Below are 18,652 nucleotides of genomic sequence, written 5' to 3' on the forward strand. Positions count from 1 at the left end.
ACATCTTTTCCGCCTCGGGCGTCGGAGCCAGACGCTTTGCCCCTTCGGTCCCCTCGATGAACCCCGGCGAACCGAATTCACGCGGATACCTTCGATGCCCCATTCCAAAGCCAACGTCCGGGTGATCTGGTCCACGCCCGCCTTGGCGGCACAAACATGGGACTGTCCTTCGTAAGGCAGCCAGGATTGCGGGGCCGAGATGTTTATGATGCTGGCTCCGGGACGATTTAGGAGGGGATAGGCCGCTTTCATTACGTGGATCGTACAATGTCGATGACGGTCTTGAAGGCATTGACAGACATCTCAGCCGCCAGCGCTGGAAAGTTGCCTGCCGCACCTGAAATCAGCACATCGAAGTCCCCGAATGTGTCGTGGAACAGTTTGAGGCCGGCGGCGACGGCTTCGGGGTCACGGACATCAAAGGCCTCTCCGATGGCCTCCGACGCACCAGCGCCCTTAAGTGCCAATACAGTACCATCAACCTTGGTTCGCGACCGGCTTGCCACCGCCAGTTTGGCTCCCGACGCCGCGAATGCTTTGGCAATACCGCGATTGATACCACTGGTGCCGCCGATCACGACGACCGACTTACCTGAAAAATCCATGCAGGCCTCCCGTATTGGGAGCCCTATTCACCGTAGGGCACCCAAATGTTCTTGATCTCGGTGGCAGCCTGCAGGAAACGGCGGGAATGATCGATGTTCCAATCGGTTGTCGTCGCGTTATTGACCCACGTCCTTTTGAGATTGCCTGACGAGACCTCTTCTATCTCGGCCGAAAGATCGGAAGAGGAGAAGCTCCAGACAGCGTCTACGTTCAGGTGAGAGGCCAGCGGCTTGGCAATCTCGGCATGGCTGCCGGTCAGGATGTTGACCACACCCGCCGGGACATCTGATGTCTCGAGGACTTGGTAAAAATCCGTTGCCGCCAGCGGATAGGGTTCGCTTGCGGCCAGAACGACCCGATTACCCATGGCAATTGCCGGCGCCATGGCCGAGACGAGGCCCAACAAAGGCGCCTCGTCCGCACAGAGAACACCGATGACACCAACCGGTTCCTTCATTGCGATGGCAACACCTCGGATCGGAACGCCATGCACCTGACCGTCATATTTGTCGGCCCAGGCGGCGGCGGAGAACAGACGTTGGATTGATGCCGCGACCTCGGTTGCACCATCTTTCCTGCCAGTCATGGCATCGATGCGGCCCGCAAATTCATCCGCGCGAGCCGAGAGGTTCTCGCCAATGTAATACAGGATCTGCGCACGCAAGTGGCCGGTGGCCTTAGACCAGCCTGCGGCACCCGCAGCGGCCTCGACGGCGTTGCGCACGTCCTTTCGGTTGGCAAGACCGACATGCCCCAATAGCCCGGACTTGCCCCAAACAGGCCTCGAATAACCACCATCCGGGCGCACTTGCTTGCCGCCGACATACATCTTGGCGGTGCGGTCGATCGGATCGACCGGAGCCCCTTCGCCTGTTGCGGATTCGAGCTTTTCCAGCCGCCTGACCTTACCTTTGGGCTTGGTATAGGCGCTCAACCCCTCCCAGCCGCCTTCGCGACCAAAACCGCTTTCGCGCACACCGCCGAATCCGGCCGCGGCGTCAAACAGATTGGTGGCGTTCACCCAAACTACGCCCGCGACCAGCTTAGGCGCTATATCCAGCGCCAGGTTCACATTCTCGGTCCAAACCGTCGCGGCCAGCCCGTAGCGGGTATTGTTGGCCAGTTCGACCGCTTCGTCAGGTGTTCGAAACGTGGATGACACCAGAACCGGCCCAAAGATTTCTTCTTGCATCAACGGGTCCGACGTCTCGAGACCCGAGATCAGAGTCGGAGGGTAGTAACAGCCGTTTTCTGGCAACTCACAAGCCGCATGATACACTTGGCCAGCGATATTGCTTTCGACCATGCTCTTGACGGTCTGCAACTGGATCGGATCGACAACCGCGCCCACGTCGATACATTTGTCCAGCGGATTACCGACGCGGAGCTTGTCCATTCGTGCGCGCAGTTTGTCGTGGAAATGATCGGCGATGCCCTCCTGCACCAGCAGGCGTGAACCGGCGCAGCAGACCTGACCCTGATTGAACCAGATCGCATCGACCAGACCTTCGATCGCGGAATCAATATCAGCGTCATCAAAGACGATATAGGCGGACTTGCCGCCCAGCTCCAAGGTCAGCTCCTTGCCCGAGCCAGCGGTTGCCTCGCGAATGCGCCGGCCCACGGCGGTCGAGCCGGTAAAGGCGATCTTGTCCACGTCCGAGGCCACGATCATTTCGCCCACCGCGCCATCACCGGTAACTATATTGACCACGCCCTTGGGCAGCCCGGCTTGTGTGCAGATATCGGCAAACAACAGCGCGGTCAGCGAAGTGAATTCGGCTGGCTTCAGAACTACGGTGTTACCCATCGCCAACGCCGGGGCGACTTTCCATGCGAGCATCAGCAATGGAAAGTTCCACGGAATGATCTGGCCGCACACACCCAGCGCCTCGGCCTCGGGCAACTCGCTTTCCATCAGCTGCGCCATTCCGGCGTGATAGTAGAAATGTCGCTGCACCAGAGGAATGTCGATATCCCGGCTCTCGCGGATCGGCTTGCCGTTGTCCAGGCTCTCCATCACCGCAAACAGGCGCGAGTGTTTCTGCAGCAGCCGCGCAAGGGCATAAAGATACCGGGCACGGCCGGCTCCGCCGAGCTGTTCCCATTTCGGTTGCGCCTTGCGCGCGGCGGCAACAGCGGTATCCACATCGGCTTGCGTAGCTTGTGTCAGCATCGCAAGGACTTCGCCGGTCGCGGGGTTCCGGCTTTCGAAACCCTGGCCGGGTTTCGTAAAAACGCCGTCGATGAAATGACCGAACCGGTCGCCTTGATCCACCAGCCAGGCCAGCGCTTCGGCAGCGCTTTCGGGAGCGGGTCCGTAGTCCATGGTCTCGAAAATCTCTTTGACTGTCATTGTTCTTTCCTCAGCCCATAGAGTGACGGTGGCCAGCGGAATATCTGCCGGTGACGTGATGTTCCAACTGCCGCTCGATATCGCCAAGCAGTGACGAGGCTCCAAAGCGGAACAGATCCGGCTCCAGCCAGCGGTCGCCCAGCTCGTCCTTGATCAGTGAAAGGTAAACCAGCGCATCTTTGGCTCTCGAAATGCCTCCGGCAGGTTTGTAACCGACACGGGATCCGGTGCGATCATAGAAGTCGCGAATAGCGCGGATCATGACCAGCGAGACAGGCAGAGTGGCGTTGACGCTTTCTTTGCCGGTCGAGGTCTTGATGAAATCCGCCCCAGCCATCATGCACACAAGCGAGGCGCGTGCGACATTGCGTAGGCTACCAAGTTCGCCAGTCGCAAGGATCGCTTTGACATGAGCATTTCCGCAGGCAACGCGAAATGCTTTCATCTCATCGTAAAGCGCCTGCCAGTCACCCGAAAGCACATGACGGCGCGAAATCACGATGTCGATCTCGTCTGCCCCCACCTTCACGCTTTCCTCGATCTCGGCCACACGCAGATGGAACGGCGATAGGCCGGCCGGGAAGCCTGTCGAAACAGCAGCAACTGGAATTCCGGTGCCCTTTAGCGCATCCACTGCCGTTTCGATCATGTCATGGTAGACACAAACCGCGCCCGTGGTGATCATTGGCATACCCAGTGCATCCAGCAACGATGCCGAGACCGGCTGCCGCGCCTTGGAGCACAGACGCCGCACCCGGCCCACCGTGTCGTCCCCTGAAAGCGTCGTCAGGTCAATCATGGTGATCGCTTTCAGCAGCCAGGCTGCCTGATAATCCTTCTTCACTGAACGTCGGCCCGGCAGGGTCGCGGCACGACGTTCGATGGCTGAGGTATTGGCCTGCACCGCACGTATCCAATCCAGATCAAGGTTCATGCCGGGATTTCGGGGCTCTGTCACCTGTGGCAGATGCGCGGTGCGCACGGGGCTGGACGGGCTCTGCGTTTCCATCGTCGCTTCCTTTGGGAGGGTCATTTGCCAAATTCGCATGAGCTGAACAGGATTGGAAGATACTCAGATGCAGGATTGCGGGATTTTTTGACCATACGGACAAATTACTGATCTTTTTTGCGATTAATTCTCAATTGCGTTGACTTACTTGCGAATGGTTCGCATATTCAGCTCGGATACAGCGCGAAAAACAGGAGTCGTCATGATTCGCCGCAGCTTTATATTGGCAATGGGATTGGCCGCAGCTCTGCCTGTGGCAGCTTGGGCCGAGACACCGCTCAAGGTCGTTGCCACAACTGGCATGATCGCGGATGCGGCTCGTCAGGTTGGCGGCGAACAAGTTGAGGTCAAGGGCCTAATGGGCCCCGGTGTTGATCCGCATGCCTATCGCCAGACTCGCAGCGATATCGTCGCGATGACCCGCGCCGACCTGGTTCTGTGGCACGGCCTTTATCTGGAAGCGCAGATGGAAGAGTTTTTTCACGATCTCGACCGCAAGCGCAACGTGGTGGCCGTGGCTGAGGGGGTCGACAAGGCCAAGCTGCGTGCCCATGACGACTATGCCGACAAATACGACCCGCATGTGTGGATGACGCCCGAACTGTGGCGAGACGTAGTCGTACAGGTTCAGGTCGCGCTGACGGAAACACGTCCGGAATCCGCTGATTTCTTTGCCGCGAACGCCGCAAAACATCTTGTCGACATTGACCGCCTGACTACTTATGCACATCAGACATTGGAAGCTGTGCCCGAGAACAACAAGGTCTTGGTCACCGCCCATGATGCATTCGGATATTTCGGTCAAAGCTTCGGCTTTGAGGTAATGGGCATTCAGGGCATCTCGACCCAGTCAGAGGCTGGCCTGAATCGCATAGGCGAATTGGTGGATACGCTTGTCGAACGCAAGATATCGGCCGTATTCGTCGAAAGCTCGGTTTCCGACCGGTCCATGCGCGCCCTGATCGAGGGGGCTGCGGCCAAGGGGCACGAGGTCACCGTCGGGGGCGAGTTGTTCTCGGACGCGATGGGCGAGGACGGCACCTATGAAGGCACCTATCTTGGGATGCTCGACCACAACATCACCGTCATTGCCGGAGCACTGGGAGTGGACGTTCCAGCGCGCGGTATGGACGGCAAATTGTCGGCTGGGTTTTGAGTGATGCTTGAACTCGCCACCAGCCACGGCTCCACGGTTCCAGCCATCGATGTGAGCGGCAGCCCGCTGGCAATCCGGGGCATGACGGTATCCTATGGGCAAAAACCCGCGGTTTTCTCGCTGGACATGACTGTGCAGCAGGGGGCGATGACAGCAATCATTGGCCCGAACGGCGCTGGGAAATCGACTTTGCTCAAGGCCGCTTTAGGGATCATCAAGCCGCTTTCGGGACAAATCACCATCTTTGGCAAACCTTTGGAAGCCCAACGCGCCCGCATTGCCTATGTCCCTCAGCGCGCCAGTGTGGACTGGGATTTTCCGACCCGCGTGATCGACGTCGTACTGATGGGGCTTTATCGTGAGCTTGGCTTGTTGGGTCGGGTTCGAGACCGCCATCTTTCACATGCGATGGATTGTTTGAACCGGGTCGGCATGCGCGACTTTGCGGATCGTCAAATCGGGCAGTTGTCTGGCGGCCAGCAACAGCGTGTGTTTCTGGCCCGCGCACTGGCACAGGATGCCGATCTGTACCTGCTGGATGAACCTTTCGCAGGCGTGGATGCCGCGACGGAAAAAGCGATCATCGCGGTTTTGAAGTCGCTTAAGGATGCTGGCAAGACCGTTATTGTTGTACATCACGATCTGGCGACAGTGACCGACTATTTTGACCATGTTCTGTTGATCAATACCAGCAAAGTGGCCGAAGGTACCGTAGCCGAGGCCTTCACCGCCGAGACCCTGCAAGCGACTTATGGCGGGCGTCTGGCTACGGCGCAGATCGACCAGATATCAAGCGCCTTAGGGTAAAAGCATGCTCTGGGAAGCGTTGACCCTGCAGCTTGGCTACAATGCGTCTCTGGTCGCAATCGGTGCGGCATTGCTGGGGGTCGCCGCTGGCGTGACCGGCACATTTCTGTTCTTGCGCAAACGCGCTCTGGTCAGCGATGCGATCAGCCACGCCACGCTCCCTGGCGTTTGTCTGGCCTTCATGGCGATGGTGGCGTTGGGAGGGGACGGCCGCAATCTGATTGGGTTGCTGGCTGGCTCGGCGTTGTCGGCGTGGATCGGGCTTTTATGCATGAACTTGCTGACCAGCCGGACTCGTCTGGCCGAAGATGCGGCAATCGGATCGGTTCTGTCCGTATTTTTTGGTCTTGGCATCGTTCTGCTGACAGTAATCCAGACCATGGGCGTGGGTCGTCAGGCCGGGCTGGAAGGGTTCCTGTTGGGATCGACGGCAGGCATGCTTTGGGCCGATGCATTGGTGATCGCCATCGGTGGGGCTGCGACCCTTGCACTGGTGATGTTGATCCGTCGTCCCATGATGCTGGTGGCCTTTGATCCCGAATACGCCGCTGCGCGCGGATTGCCTGTGAATCGAATTGACTTGGCAATGATGGGCCTGGTCATGGCCGTAACCGTAGTTGGCCTGAAAATCGTCGGCCTGATCCTGATTGTGGCGCTGCTGATCATTCCCCCGGTCACTGCACGTTTCTGGTCGGAACGCTCGGACAGGGTTGTCCTCCTCAGCGGTATGACCGGAGGGCTGGCGGGTTTTCTGGGAGCGGCATTGTCCGCTTCGGCCCCCAACTTGCCAACCGGACCAATCATCGTTCTGGTCAGCTTTGCCTTTTTCGCCCTGTCCCTGTTCCTCGCGCCCGGACGCGGCGTATTGGCCGCGGTGATGCGGCATCTGCGGTTCCAGCGTCGAGTACATATGCGTCAGGGGCTTTTGGCACTGGCGCAGGGGCAGACGATCTATGAACCTTTGACCTTGCGCCTGTTACGCCGGGCCGGGCTGGTGCGCCGCGACGGGGTTCCGACCGATCAGGGGCGCGCGCGCGCTGCCAAGGCACTAAGGGACGAGAAACGATGGGAAATCGTACGCGCCGATCTGGCGCACGAGGCGACGGCGGCGCTTTACGACGGTCTGCGTGATATCGAAACTGTACTTACCCGCGACCAAATTGCGGAAATTGACCATCGGATCGGTGGTCCTAAAGAGATGCTGACATGAGCGGCGAAGAGTTTGTCCCCCTGTCCCTGACACCGCTGCTGATCGGCATCTGCGCCGCTGTCGCCTGCGCTTTGCCCGGGAATTTTCTGGTGTTGCGTAAGCAGGCCCTGATTGGAGACGCAATCAGCCACGTGGTTTTGCCCGGGATCGTTGTGGCATTTCTGCTGACCGGGGTCATCGCGGCAGGGCCGATGATGCTAGGGGCCGCCGGCGCGGCAATTCTGGCAGTTGCCCTAATTGAGTCCATCCGCCGCCTCGGACAAATCGAACCGGGCGCCGCAATGGGCGTCGTTTTTACCACGATGTTCGCGGGCGGTGTCTTGTTGCTGGAACAAACCGACACTTCAACAGTGCATCTCGACGTCGAGCACGCGCTTTATGGCAACCTAGAAAGCCTGATTTGGCTGGATGCAACCGGTTGGTCGTCTCTGCTTGATCCTCAAGCATTGGCGGCACTCCCAGCGGAATTGCCGCGCATGGCGCTGACGCTGACCGCCGTTTGCCTGTTCACATGGTTGCTGTGGCGTCCGCTCAAGATCTCTACCTTTGACGAAGGGTTTGCGCGCACGATTGGCGTCCGCACCAATCTGCTGGGTCTGGCGCTCGTGGTCATGGCCGCAATTGCCGCGGTCGCGGCTTTTGACGCAGTGGGCTCGATCATTGTGATCGCTATGTTCATCTGCCCTCCTGCAGCGGCCCGCATGATGACCAATCGCCTTGAACAGCAGGTGGCCTGGAGCGTCGTTTTTGCAGTTGCGGCCGCAATGTCGGGTTATGTTCTTGCCGGATACGGCCCTCTTTGGATCGGTGGCACCGATGCCGTCAGCGCCGCAGGCATGATCGCCACGGTATCGGGACTGATTCTAGCGTTCGCCGCCATTTTCGGCCCCTGCCGAACCCGCACCGGCGCCCCAAGTCAGACGTAGTTTGGCATAATCCCGCCAAGTTGACGCCAGAGAAATCGGCTGATCTTTGCCCAGATTCCAATATCGGAATAGGTATTGCTGCAATTGTGTCAAAACTGTGGTCACGTGCCCGCATTGGAAGGGATACATCACACCCCACCACTCACAGAAGCGCCCGGCCCAGCCTGTGATCCTTGTTGCCAATCCGTTTGGCGAAAGCGATCCGTTGCGGTCGGGCGTATGTGTTCTTTAACTTCGAATCCAGTGGCAGAATCGAACAATCTCATGCTAGGTTTAGGGGTATGGCACAATCGAACCCCAATATCAGCGAAATTCGTCCCGTCATTCGGCAACTGGATGAAGCAGCGATCAACCGTATTGCTGCGGGGGAAGTTGTCGAGCGTCCGGCATCGGCCGTCAAGGAGTTGATCGAAAATGCGATCGACGCTGGCGCCGGTCGAGTTGCCATAGACATTGCGGACGGCGGCAAAACGTTGATTCGCGTGACCGATGACGGCTGCGGTATCGCCTCGACGGACCTGCCGCTTGCGCTGGCGCGACATGCGACCTCTAAGATTGATGGCTCGGACCTGCTCAACATCCATACATTCGGATTTCGGGGCGAGGCCCTGCCCTCCCTTGGCGCGGTCGGACGTCTGACAATCACCAGCCGGGTGCCGGGTGAAGAAGCGGCTTCGATCCGCGTGTCGGGCGGCAAGATGGAAGCGGTGAAACCGGCGGCCCTGCGCTCGGGTACGGTAGTGGAATTGCGCGATCTGTTTTTCGCCACCCCCGCCCGTTTGAAGTTCATGCGCACCGACCGGGCAGAAGCGCAGGCGATCCTGGACATTGTTAAGCGCCTTGCCATGGCCGAGCCTGCGATTACCTTTGCTCTCCGAGACGTATCAGGAGGTGGCGAAGGGCGGCTAGTCTTTCGGGCTGACGGCGAGAACGGCGATCTGTTCGATGCCCTGCATGCGCGCCTGGCGAATGTGATGGGACGTGAGTTTGCTGAAAACGCGCTCCGGATCAATGCTTCTCGCGACGAGATCCGCCTTTATGGTTATGCCGCCCTGCCGACCTATTCGCGCGGTGCGGCCGTGGCACAATATCTGTTTGTCAACGGTCGCCCCGTGCGGGACAAGGTGCTTACCGGTGCGCTAAGGGCAGCCTATTTCGATTTCCTCAGCCGCGACCGCCATCCCGCTGCAGCTCTGTTCATTGATTGCGACCCCACACTGGTCGATGTGAACGTCCACCCTGCGAAATCTGAGGTTCGCTTTCGCGACCCCGGCATCGCGCGCGGCTTGATTGTTTCCGCGCTGCGCCACGCTTTGGCAGAGGCGGGGCATCGGGCTTCGACCACGGTCGCCGGAGCAACTCTCGGGGCAATGAAGCCTGAACAAACTTACTCCACTCCGGCGCGTGTATATCAAATGGACCGCCCGTCTCCTGCTGCGCGGCAGGCCGCATATTGTGCGCAGGCGCCGGGATTCGCTGAATTTGCAAACACGTATAGTGGCCAGGTTGTCGAACGCGCACCAAACGAAGCTGCGCATCGGACGGATGAGCCAGAGACCGCTCAGGAACAACTGCCACTCGGGGCTGCCCGCGGGCAGGTCCATGAGAACTATATAATCGCCCAAACCGCCGACGGGATCGTTATTGTAGACCAGCATGCAGCACATGAACGGCTGGTTTACGAAAAACTCAAGCGCCAGATGGCGGAAAGCGGTGTCGCCGCACAGGTCCTTTTGATTCCCGAAATTGTGGAACTTTCAACTAGCGCCAGCGCTCGCTTGATGGAGATCACCAACGACTTGGCCCGCCTTGGCCTGGTCATTGAACCTTTTGGCGGCTCCGCCGTCGCTGTGCGTGAAACACCCGCCATTCTGGGCAAGGTGGATGCCCGCGCCATGGTCCTCGATATCCTCGATGAGCTTTCCGATCAGGGCGAATCCCAAACCGTTCAGGCCCGAATCGAGGCGATTCTGTCCCGCGTCGCCTGTCACGGCTCTGTACGTTCTGGCCGTAGAATGCGAGCCGAGGAGATGAACGCTCTGTTGCGTGAGATGGAGGCGACGCCCTATTCAGGCCAATGCAATCACGGACGACCCACATACGTCGAGTTGAAACTCAGCGACATCGAGCGGCTCTTCGGACGCAGTTGACGCAGGCCACAACCAACAATAGAACAAGTAGAAACAAAACAAGAACAACCAGGGCCAAATGATCGATATTGCAGGCACCAGCTATTCACTGAACGATCCTGTCGTCCTTGCCGTTGGTGGGATTACTTCTCTAATCCTGTTACTCCTTCTCCTGTCGCTACGTGCTTCAAGCCGCTCAGCGCGAATGGCTGAACCATTGGCGCAGCAACTGGCCCATCTCGGTCAGAATGTGCAGCAATTGAGCCTGGGACAGGAACAACTGCGGGGTGGACTGCAACATGTTTCGGACACGCAAGCCAATGCGCAGGTTCAGGTCATCCAATCGGTCGAAGCGCGCCTGTCCTCGGTGCAGCAGCACATGAACGACAGACTCGCGGATAACGCAATGAAATCGGCCCGCGCGCTGGCCGAGATGCAGGAACGGATGAAGGAAACACTGCACGGGTCCTCCAAGCAAACCGCGACCTCGCTGACTCAGCTTCAGGAACGCCTCGCCGTGATCGACAAGGCGCAGGACAACATCACCCGGCTTTCGGGCGATGTGCTGACCCTGCAGGACATTCTTTCGAACAAACAGACGCGCGGCGCGTTCGGAGAGATTCAACTCAACGATATCGTATCAAAAGCTCTACCTTCGGACAGCTATGTGCTGCAGGCCACGCTTTCGAATGGCCGGCGTGCCGACTGTATGATCCGTCTGCCGAACCCACCCGGCCCTATCGTGATCGACAGCAAGTTCCCACTGGAAGCTTATGAAGCTCTCATCGGAGCCACCAATGACATCGAACTGAAATCAGCGATTCAGATGTTCCGCAGCACTGTGCGCAAACATATTGCCGATATTGCCGAGAAATACATTCTGGACGGCGAAACTGCGGATGGCGCGTTGATGTTCCTGCCATCCGAGGCGGTTTATGCCGAACTGCACGCCAAGTTTCCTGAACTGGTACAGGACAGCTTTTCCAAACGCGTCTGGATCGTTTCTCCGACCACTTGCATGGCAACGCTGAACACGATGCGGGCGATCCTGAAAGATGCCCGGATGCGTGAACAAGCCGGTGCAATTCGCAAGGAACTGGGCATGCTGCACAAGGATGTCGAGCGGCTGGGCGACCGTGTTTCCAATCTGGACCGACATTTTGGTCAGGCCGCCAAGGATGTAGCCGAGATAAAGATCAGCGCGGAAAAAGCCGGACGACGGGCGCAGCGTCTGGACAATTTCGATTTTGAAGAACTGGCTCTGGAAAATAAGGGAACAGTCGTACCCTTGAGCAAATCAGAGTTGTAACGCGCGCGACCTCATATCCGCAGGAAGGGTTGGATCAGTCGAGGGATCAGGCTGGTGAACCGGAGCGGGGCGTCGGTTACGGCCAAACAGATGCAGTCGTCGCTGATATCGGCCACCGGCATATGTTCAAGGCCCTGATCCGCGATTTCCACATCACCGCGCGCAAACCGGTCGACTTCGTCTGAGAACGCACCCTGCAACACCATCGTCAGCTCGGTGCCTCTGTGGCCATGATCCGGAACTGCGGCCCCAGCGGGGATGAACAACAAACGCGCTGACGCTTCGCTTGAGGTCGGCAAAATCGCCTGTTTCACACCCATTCCAACAGGTTTCCACCGCACGGCATCTATGCCGCCTCCCACATAGTCCTGCAAAGGCGAGGGAAGAACGCCGCATTTCAAGGGGGCTTTCGAAAGCTCGGGGACTCCATTTTTGATCAGTGCCATCGTCGCCTCCAGAGAGGTACTGGACATGGGCGCTGTATCGTCTTGATTTTCAAGCACGGTCCCGCCTACCGCATCAAAGCTTTCGGCTTGTGCGCGGCAATGGTCACACAATGACAAGTGTGTCGCCGCCATCAGGCTGAACGCCTCGGGCAACACCCCGGCCGAATAGGCCATGAGTAAATCTTCCGTCAGGTGGTGTTTTATCGTTTCCATCGTCATCTCATTGCATGGCGTGCCGCAGGCGTTCCAACGCCAACCTAATTCGCGATTTGATTGTTCCCAGCGGCAGACCTGTCTGAAGGGCAATTTCGCGGTGGCTCAGGTCGCCAAAATAGGCCTTTTCAACCAGTTCACGCTGAGCGCCGGGCAAGGTGCGCATGGCATTGCGCAATTGTGCAGTTTCCTGCTGCAACGCTACAACCTCATCCTGATTCGGTTCCGCTTCCGGCCCCCAAGTCAGTTCTTCGGGCTCGGGTCGTCGTTGTTTGCGCAAGAAATCGATACGCTTGTTTCTTGCGATTGTGAAAACCCATGTCGCCACCGACGCACGCGACGGATCAAACAGGTGTGCCTTGTGCCACAGCGTCGCCATCACTTCCTGCGCACACTCTTCGGCCACGGTTTGATCCGATCCGGATCGGATCAGGAACGCTTTCACTCGTGGAGCAAAATACGCAAACAGTTCGGCAAACGCCCTTTCATCCCGGGCTTCTCTGATCCGACGGACATGGGCGACCCAATCGCCTTGTGTGTCGCACACTTGCTGCGTTTTGTTCACCGGCTTCCTTCTTGTCAGCTCAATTCTTCTCGGACGCCGCGCAGCGTCCGGCAACGCGTCGGTTGCTCTATCTTCCAGAAGTAAGCCGGTTTCGTCAAACATACCTTTGATACGCTAAGAAACTTAAATTGGATCAAAGGCCGGAAAAGTTTTTTTTCATCCAATCCTGCCCGAGCTGCGTAGTGTGAGTAGAGAACAAACGGAGGCCTGGATGCCATTCGAACAAAGAGATGCGGTAGCCCGCAAGATTGCCGTCATCGGCGGAGGCATTTCCGGCATGGGCGCCGCAAACCTGTTGGCTGACAGCCACAGAGTGACTCTCTTCGAATCCGAGAGGCGCTTAGGTGGACACGCGCGCACGAAAATTGCAGGAAAACATGGCGATCAACCGGTCGATACCGGCTTTATCGTGTTCAACAAGGTTACGTATCCGCATCTCGTCTCATTGTTCGAAAGGCTGGACGTTCCCATAGCTGAAAGTCGTATGAGTTTTGGTGTTTCAGCCAAGGGAGGCGCCATCGAGTACGCGCTGCACGGTGCGGACGCCCTGTTTGCTCAGCGGCGCAATCTGGTACAGCCAAATTTTTTGCGAATGGTGCGGGATCTGTTCCGGTTCAACGCACGAGCCCTGCAGTTTTCTAAAAATCATTCGATCACCGTGCGCGACCTGCTCAACCATTTGAAAACCGGAGAATGGTTCAGATCCTACTATCTCGAACCGTTTTCAGGGGCGATCTGGTCGTCGCCCAAGGAAAAAATGCTGGACTTTCCCGCCCATGCCCTGATCCGGTTTTTCGATAACCACCTGCTGCTCGACAACTGGCGTGATCATAGGTGGTACACGGTAAAGGGAGGATCGGTCGAATATGTGCGTCGGCTTGAGGCAGCGATGCGCCGTAAGGGAGTAAAGGTTCGAACGGGCGCGTCAATCAACGCTGTGCGCCGAACCTCATGCGGTCCGCAGGTAAAGGCAGTGGCCGATGAATGGGAGCAGTTTGATGATGTCGTGTTCGCAACCCATTCTGACGACACCCTCTTGCTGCTTGAAGATGCTTCACCTCAGGAGCGTTCTGCACTCGGTGCCATCAAATATCAAAGCAACGACGTTGTCCTTCACGCCGACCCGGGGGTCATGCCGAAAAGGCGCAAGTGTTGGGCGAGTTGGGTACACACCGAGGACGCCATGCCCCAATCCAACCGGGTCGACATCACTTATTGGATGAATTCACTGCAACCGATCCCTTGGGATGACCCGATGTTCGTTACTTTGAACTCGCGGCACCGGATCCGTGACGAATTGATCTATGATGAAGCGGTGTTCCGGCACCCGATATTTGATCTCGCCGCCTTGCACGCTCAACAGGACATTGGCAGGTTCAACGGCGCCAACGCAACTTGGTTTTGCGGTGCCTGGATGCGAAACGGTTTTCATGAGGATGGTCTTGCCAGCGCAGTTGACGTGGTCGAGGCAATCAACCGTTCCAACACTTTTCGGGTAGCGGCCGAATGAGCGCGATAGAACATATCGCGGCGCACACATTTCATGGCCGCAAGGGAAGGGTCGAAAACTCCTTTCGCTATTCGCTTGATTTCGTGATGTTCGACCCAGAGACGGATAGTTCAGCGCCTCTTTTGTTTTCGCGCGATGCCTTCAACCTGATGAGCGTCCGGGATATTGATCATGGTGGCTCCCCCGGCAAAGGCCATGGGGCAAAATGGCTGCGGAGGCTTTTCTCAGAGTTCCAAATCACGCAGCCTTCACATCTCGCGCTGCTCACGCAGCCTCGTGTACTGGGGCATGGTTTTAATCCGGTCAGCTTCTGGTTCTGCTTCGATGCGAACAGCAAGCTGTTTGCGGTCGTCGCCGAAGTCACCAATACCTTTGGAACGCGTCATAGCTATATTTGTCACAAGCCCGACCTGTCTGAGATCGGGCCTTCGGATCGACTGAGCGCAAGAAAGATGCTGCACGTCTCACCCTTTCAGCCACGTGAGGGCGAATACACATTTCAATTCGAACTGCAAAAGGATCGCGTCGGTGTCCGGATCGACTATGGCCGCGAAAAGGGAGGGCTAGTCGCGACGCTGACCGGACACCGGCGAATCCTGACCAACCGAGCCGTACTGTGGGCTTTCGTTCGGCGACCGTTCGGGGCGCGGCGGGTTCTAGCGCTGATCCACTGGCAGGCATTGAAACTCTGGTTCAAAGGCGCAGGATTCCGGACGCAACCAGCACCGCTCAGCCCCGATGTAAGTCGCGAATAGTGCGCCCAAGGGCGCGAGATGGGATAGTTGAAATATGGCCTCACTATTGATGTTCTTGCTTGGCGTGGTTTCCGTAGTTTTGGCAGGTCTCATGGTGCGGCGACGTTGGAGTTTTACCGCTCAGCGGCCCGACGACTATGATCAGGATTTCAAACAAATTGACATTCGAAGGATCCTGAATGGTCCTATAGCTTGCGAGGGCGTGATTTATGGCCCTATGGGACGTGTGGTTTCACGGTTCACCGGTGACTTTCATGCAGAATGGCAGGGCGACAATGGCCGGCTGGAAGAACGATTTCTTTTTGACACCGGAAATGCGCTTACACGTGTGTGGAACCTGACCCTCGGCAAAAATGGAGAAATCATAGCCTCTGCCGATGATTTGCTTGGCACAGGTCGCGGCGTGCAAAAAGGTTCGGCAGCGCATTTGAAATACCGCATACGCCTAACCGATAACGCTGGGGGGCATGTGCTGGATGTTGTGGACTGGATGTATTTGACTCCGAGCGGCGCACTCATGAACCGGTCGCAATTCCGTAAATTCGGCTTTAAAGTGGCCGAAATGATTGCGGTCATGCGTCCGGTGAATGAGGCGACACAAGGTTAAACGGCCTAATCTGAGGTGTCCGCCATAACAGACGCACAGTGAAGCCGTGCCCCCCTGTTTGCTTAAGATCAAAGACGGGATGCCCTTGGTTTGATTGTGATGGACACAACCAAGCGGACAGAGGAGTACGGAAAATGCTGGAGATTTCGCCCAGAAAAGTGGCGCAAGTAGCCCTGATGGGGCGGGAATTGGGGCGCGCTGAAGGCGAATTGCGCGCATTTATCGACCGGATGAGCGAGGATGAACAGGCCGAGCTGGTCGCGATCATGTGGATCGGTCGCGAGAGTTTTTTTGCTGAAGATCTGGCAGAGGCTGTCGCGACTGCCAGGGCTGAAGCTTCTACACCATGCGCCGACTACCTGATCGGCACCCCACATCTGTCGGACCACCTTGAAAATGGGTTGGATGCGTTGGGTATTTCCGCAGAGGATGTGGAAAATGACCTGATGTAACCACTACCTAGGAACACGCAATAGCCGGGGCATAAACCCCGGCTTTGTTGTTCGAATTTCTGTTTGATCAGGCTTTCACACGCTCGGATTTGGGATCATACATCGGCTTGAGCGAAGCCTCGGCCTTGACCTTGGTCCCGCACACGTCGATCTCGTATGTCGAGGCGAGAATATCCGCCGCCTTTTCACCGCGGCAGGGCACATAGCCCATACCGATGGCCGCACCCAGTGCGTGACCATAGTTACCCGAACTCAGATAGCCAATATATTCGCCATCCCGCACGATAGGTTCGTTGTGGAACAGAAGAGGCTCGGGATCGGTCAGTTTAAATTGCACCATAAGGAAATTCGGTCCGCTCTCCTTGCGCTCGGCCACTGCTGCCTTGCCTATGAAATCAGGTTTCGACAGATCGACCGCAAACCCCAGCCCCGCATCGATCACGTTGTCTTCGCAGGTAATGTCGTGGCCGAAATGGCGGAACGCCTTTTCGATGCGGCAGCTGTCCATCATGTGCATGCCGCACAGTTTCAGGCCCAAATCTTCACCCGCCTCCCACAAGGTTTCGAACACGTGACCCGAAAATTCCGTCGGAATATAAAGCTCCCACCCCAGTTCGCCCACATAAGAAACCCGGTGCGCGCGGGCGATCCCCATACCGATCTCGATCTGTTGCGCGGTTCCGAACGGATTGACCGCGTTGGAAAAGTCGTTGGGCGAAACTTTTTTCAGCAACTCGCGCGAATTCGGCCCCATGACCGCCAGCACGCCTTCGGTGCTGGTGACATCGGTGATGACCAAGCGGTGATCCCCCACTAGGCGGCGCATACGCGTTTCATCGGCCAACCGGGTTACAGCCGGGGTCACAACCAGAAAGGCTGTTTCTGACAGGCGAGTGATCGTCACATCCGCCTCGATCCCACCACGAGTGTTGAGGAATTGGGTATAGACGATCTTGCCGACCGGTACGCTCAAGTTCGCGCCGCAGATATTGTTCAGAAACGCCTCGGCGTCCGGCCCCTCGACCCGCAGTTTTCCGAACGAGGTCATGTCATACATGCCCACGTTCTCGCGCACCGCACGATGTTCAGCCGCCGAGTTCTCAAACCAGTTCTGCCGCTTCCAGCTATACCGGTATTCGCGTTCCTGCCCTTCTTTCGCGAACCAGTTGGCGCGCTCCCATCCGCCGATTTCGCCGAAAACGGCGCCTTGTTCCTTGAGGTGATGATGAAACGGCGTGCGCCGCACCCCTCGAGCCGTCGCCATCTGACGATAGGGGAAGTGATCGGCATAAAGCAGTCCCAACGTTTCCTTGGAGCGCTCGAAGAGATAGTGCTTGTTGCCCTGGAACGGGTGCATTCGCCCGATATCCACATCGCCCAGATCAAACGGTTTTTCACCATCTTCCATCCACTGCGCCAATGCCATGCCCGCGCCGCCCGCCGACTGGATACCAATAGAGTTGAAACCGGCGGCGACCCAGACATTGTCCATCTCGGGCGCAAGGCCCAAGTGGTAAGCATCATCGGGGGTAAAGGATTCCGGACCGTTGAAGAAAGTATGGATGCCTGCCTCGGCCAGCATCGGCATCCGGTTACAGGCCGCTTCCAGGATCGGCTCGAAATGGTCGAAGTCTTCGGGAAGCTGGTCGAACTCAAAGCTGTCGGGAATGCCGTCCATACCCCAGGGTTTGGACTTTGGTTCAAACGCGCCCAAAAGGATCTTGCCTGCGTCTTCCTTGTAATAGGCGCATTCATCCGCCACCCTCAGCACAGGCATCTGTTTAAGACCCGGAATCGCTTCGGTCACGATATAGAAATGTTCACAGGCATGCAGCGGAACGTTCACACCGGCCATTTTGCCAACTTCACGACCCCACATACCAGCACAGTTGACAATGTGATCACATTCGATGTGACCCTGCTCCGTACCATCATCCGATGCCCAGTCCACTCCGGTCACGCGGCGGTTGTGCCGTTTGATACCGGTTACCTTGACGCGCTCCTTGATCAACGCCCCATTCTGACGTGCGCCCTTGGCCATCGCCAACGCGATATTGGCCGGATCGCCTTGCCCGTCCAGCGGAAGAAAAACACCCCCGGTCACGTCATCGGTGTTGAGGTATTCGTATTTCGCCTTGACCTCTGCCGTGGTCAGTTCATGCACTTCAACGCCGAATGCCCGTGCCATAGCCGCCGTGCGGAACAGTTCTTCGCGGCGCTCTTTGGTCAGGGCCACGTTAATCGATCCTGTGCGCCGGAACCCGGTTTCCACCCCGGTTTCTTCGCTGATCCTGCCATAAAGTTCCTGCGTATATTTGGCCAACTTGGTCATGTTCGACGACGGGCGCAGCTGTGCAATCAGGCCGGCCGCGTGCCAAGTTGTTCCGGACGTCAACTGCTTGCGTTCCAGCAGTACGACGTCCTTCCAGCCTATCTTGGTCAGGTGATAGGCCACCGAACATCCGATCACACCACCACCGATGATGACCACGCGGGCCTTGTTGGGAAGGTCAGCCATTTTCAAAGACTCCGATTCTGATTTAACCGCATCTTGCCATTTAAAGACGGCAAGAAATCCACCAAAAACGTCAGAACA

General features: G+C 57.5%; 15 protein-coding genes and 1 pseudogene. 10 read left to right on the forward strand and 6 right to left on the reverse strand.

Translation table 11 applies throughout. The features are described from left to right. From AC2FNB_RS10400 to deoC, 3 genes and pseudogenes are all read right to left on the reverse strand, one after another. Positions 1-605 (reverse strand): annotated as a pseudogene (locus AC2FNB_RS10400) (SDR family NAD(P)-dependent oxidoreductase); the annotation flags it as partial. Positions 606-628: 23 nt separating this feature from the next. Next, complete coding sequence (locus AC2FNB_RS10405) at positions 629-2,962, reverse strand: aldehyde dehydrogenase family protein (RefSeq protein WP_496746151.1); 2,334 nt, start codon at positions 2,960-2,962, stop codon at positions 629-631. A 10-nt stretch (positions 2,963-2,972) separates the two neighbouring features. Next, positions 2,973-3,971, reverse strand: coding sequence for a deoxyribose-phosphate aldolase (deoC, locus tag AC2FNB_RS10410; RefSeq protein ID WP_496746153.1), 999 nt, complete (start codon positions 3,969-3,971; stop codon positions 2,973-2,975). A gap of 202 nt (positions 3,972-4,173) precedes the next feature. On the opposite strand from deoC, the gene AC2FNB_RS10415 reads away from it, so the two are divergent. The 6 genes from AC2FNB_RS10415 (at position 4,174) to AC2FNB_RS10440 (ending at position 11,508) form a co-directional block, all read left to right on the forward strand. Next, complete coding sequence (locus AC2FNB_RS10415) at positions 4,174-5,127, forward strand: metal ABC transporter solute-binding protein, Zn/Mn family (protein ID WP_496746155.1); 954 nt, start codon at positions 4,174-4,176, stop codon at positions 5,125-5,127. A gap of 3 nt (positions 5,128-5,130) precedes the next feature. Next, positions 5,131-5,934 carry a metal ABC transporter ATP-binding protein gene (locus tag AC2FNB_RS10420; protein WP_496746157.1) on the forward strand — a complete coding sequence of 268 codons (804 nt, stop codon included), beginning with the start codon at positions 5,131-5,133 and terminating at the stop codon, positions 5,932-5,934. A 4-nt stretch (positions 5,935-5,938) separates the two neighbouring features. Then, positions 5,939-7,144 carry a metal ABC transporter permease gene (locus AC2FNB_RS10425; protein WP_496746159.1) on the forward strand — a complete coding sequence of 402 codons (1,206 nt, stop codon included), beginning with the start codon at positions 5,939-5,941 and terminating at the stop codon, positions 7,142-7,144. Next, positions 7,141-8,070, forward strand: a complete 930-nt coding sequence (locus tag AC2FNB_RS10430; RefSeq protein WP_480750300.1) for a metal ABC transporter permease — start codon at positions 7,141-7,143, stop codon at positions 8,068-8,070. The genes AC2FNB_RS10425 and AC2FNB_RS10430 overlap by 4 nt, the downstream gene beginning before the upstream one ends. A gap of 281 nt (positions 8,071-8,351) precedes the next feature. Continuing rightward, entirely contained in the window at positions 8,352-10,220 is a 1,869-nt protein-coding gene (gene mutL / locus AC2FNB_RS10435; protein ID WP_496746161.1) for a DNA mismatch repair endonuclease MutL, read from the forward strand. Between the two features lie 58 nt (positions 10,221-10,278). After that, on the forward strand, positions 10,279-11,508 hold the full coding sequence (locus AC2FNB_RS10440; RefSeq protein WP_480750302.1) for a DNA recombination protein RmuC: 1,230 nt from the start codon (positions 10,279-10,281) through the stop codon (positions 11,506-11,508). A gap of 11 nt (positions 11,509-11,519) precedes the next feature. Here the strand turns inward: AC2FNB_RS10440 and AC2FNB_RS10445 are convergent, their stop codons facing one another. Both AC2FNB_RS10445 and AC2FNB_RS10450 read right to left on the reverse strand, forming a co-directional pair. Beyond that, positions 11,520-12,173, reverse strand: coding sequence for a ChrR family anti-sigma-E factor (locus AC2FNB_RS10445; RefSeq protein ID WP_496746163.1), 654 nt, complete (start codon positions 12,171-12,173; stop codon positions 11,520-11,522). Between the two features lies 1 nt (position 12,174). Further along, entirely contained in the window at positions 12,175-12,834 is a 660-nt protein-coding gene (locus AC2FNB_RS10450) for a sigma-70 family RNA polymerase sigma factor (RefSeq protein WP_480750304.1), read from the reverse strand. 109 nt (positions 12,835-12,943) lie between these two features. Between AC2FNB_RS10450 and AC2FNB_RS10455 the strand changes: the two genes are divergently transcribed. The 4 genes from AC2FNB_RS10455 (at position 12,944) to AC2FNB_RS10470 (ending at position 16,056) form a co-directional block, all read left to right on the forward strand. Then, positions 12,944-14,242, forward strand: coding sequence for an NAD(P)/FAD-dependent oxidoreductase (locus AC2FNB_RS10455; protein WP_480750305.1), 1,299 nt, complete (start codon positions 12,944-12,946; stop codon positions 14,240-14,242). After that, on the forward strand, positions 14,239-14,997 hold the full coding sequence (locus tag AC2FNB_RS10460) for a DUF1365 domain-containing protein (RefSeq protein WP_480750306.1): 759 nt from the start codon (positions 14,239-14,241) through the stop codon (positions 14,995-14,997). The genes AC2FNB_RS10455 and AC2FNB_RS10460 overlap by 4 nt, the downstream gene beginning before the upstream one ends. 34 nt (positions 14,998-15,031) lie before the next feature. Continuing rightward, the gene (locus AC2FNB_RS10465; protein WP_496746167.1) at positions 15,032-15,604 is read left to right on the forward strand and encodes a DUF3833 family protein; all 573 of its coding nucleotides are present in this window, start codon (positions 15,032-15,034) and stop codon (positions 15,602-15,604) included. Positions 15,605-15,738: 134 nt separating this feature from the next. After that, a complete protein-coding gene (locus AC2FNB_RS10470) occupies positions 15,739-16,056 on the forward strand; it encodes a DUF3775 domain-containing protein (protein ID WP_480750308.1) in 318 nt (105 codons plus the stop codon). A 67-nt stretch (positions 16,057-16,123) separates the two neighbouring features. Here AC2FNB_RS10470 and AC2FNB_RS10475 read toward each other — a convergent pair whose 3' ends face one another. Further along, the gene (locus AC2FNB_RS10475) at positions 16,124-18,574 is read right to left on the reverse strand and encodes a GcvT family protein (RefSeq protein WP_496746169.1); all 2,451 of its coding nucleotides are present in this window, start codon (positions 18,572-18,574) and stop codon (positions 16,124-16,126) included. Positions 18,575-18,652: the final 78 nt, after the last annotated feature.

It is taken from the genome of Ruegeria sp. BHSB058 (genome assembly GCF_059613285.1).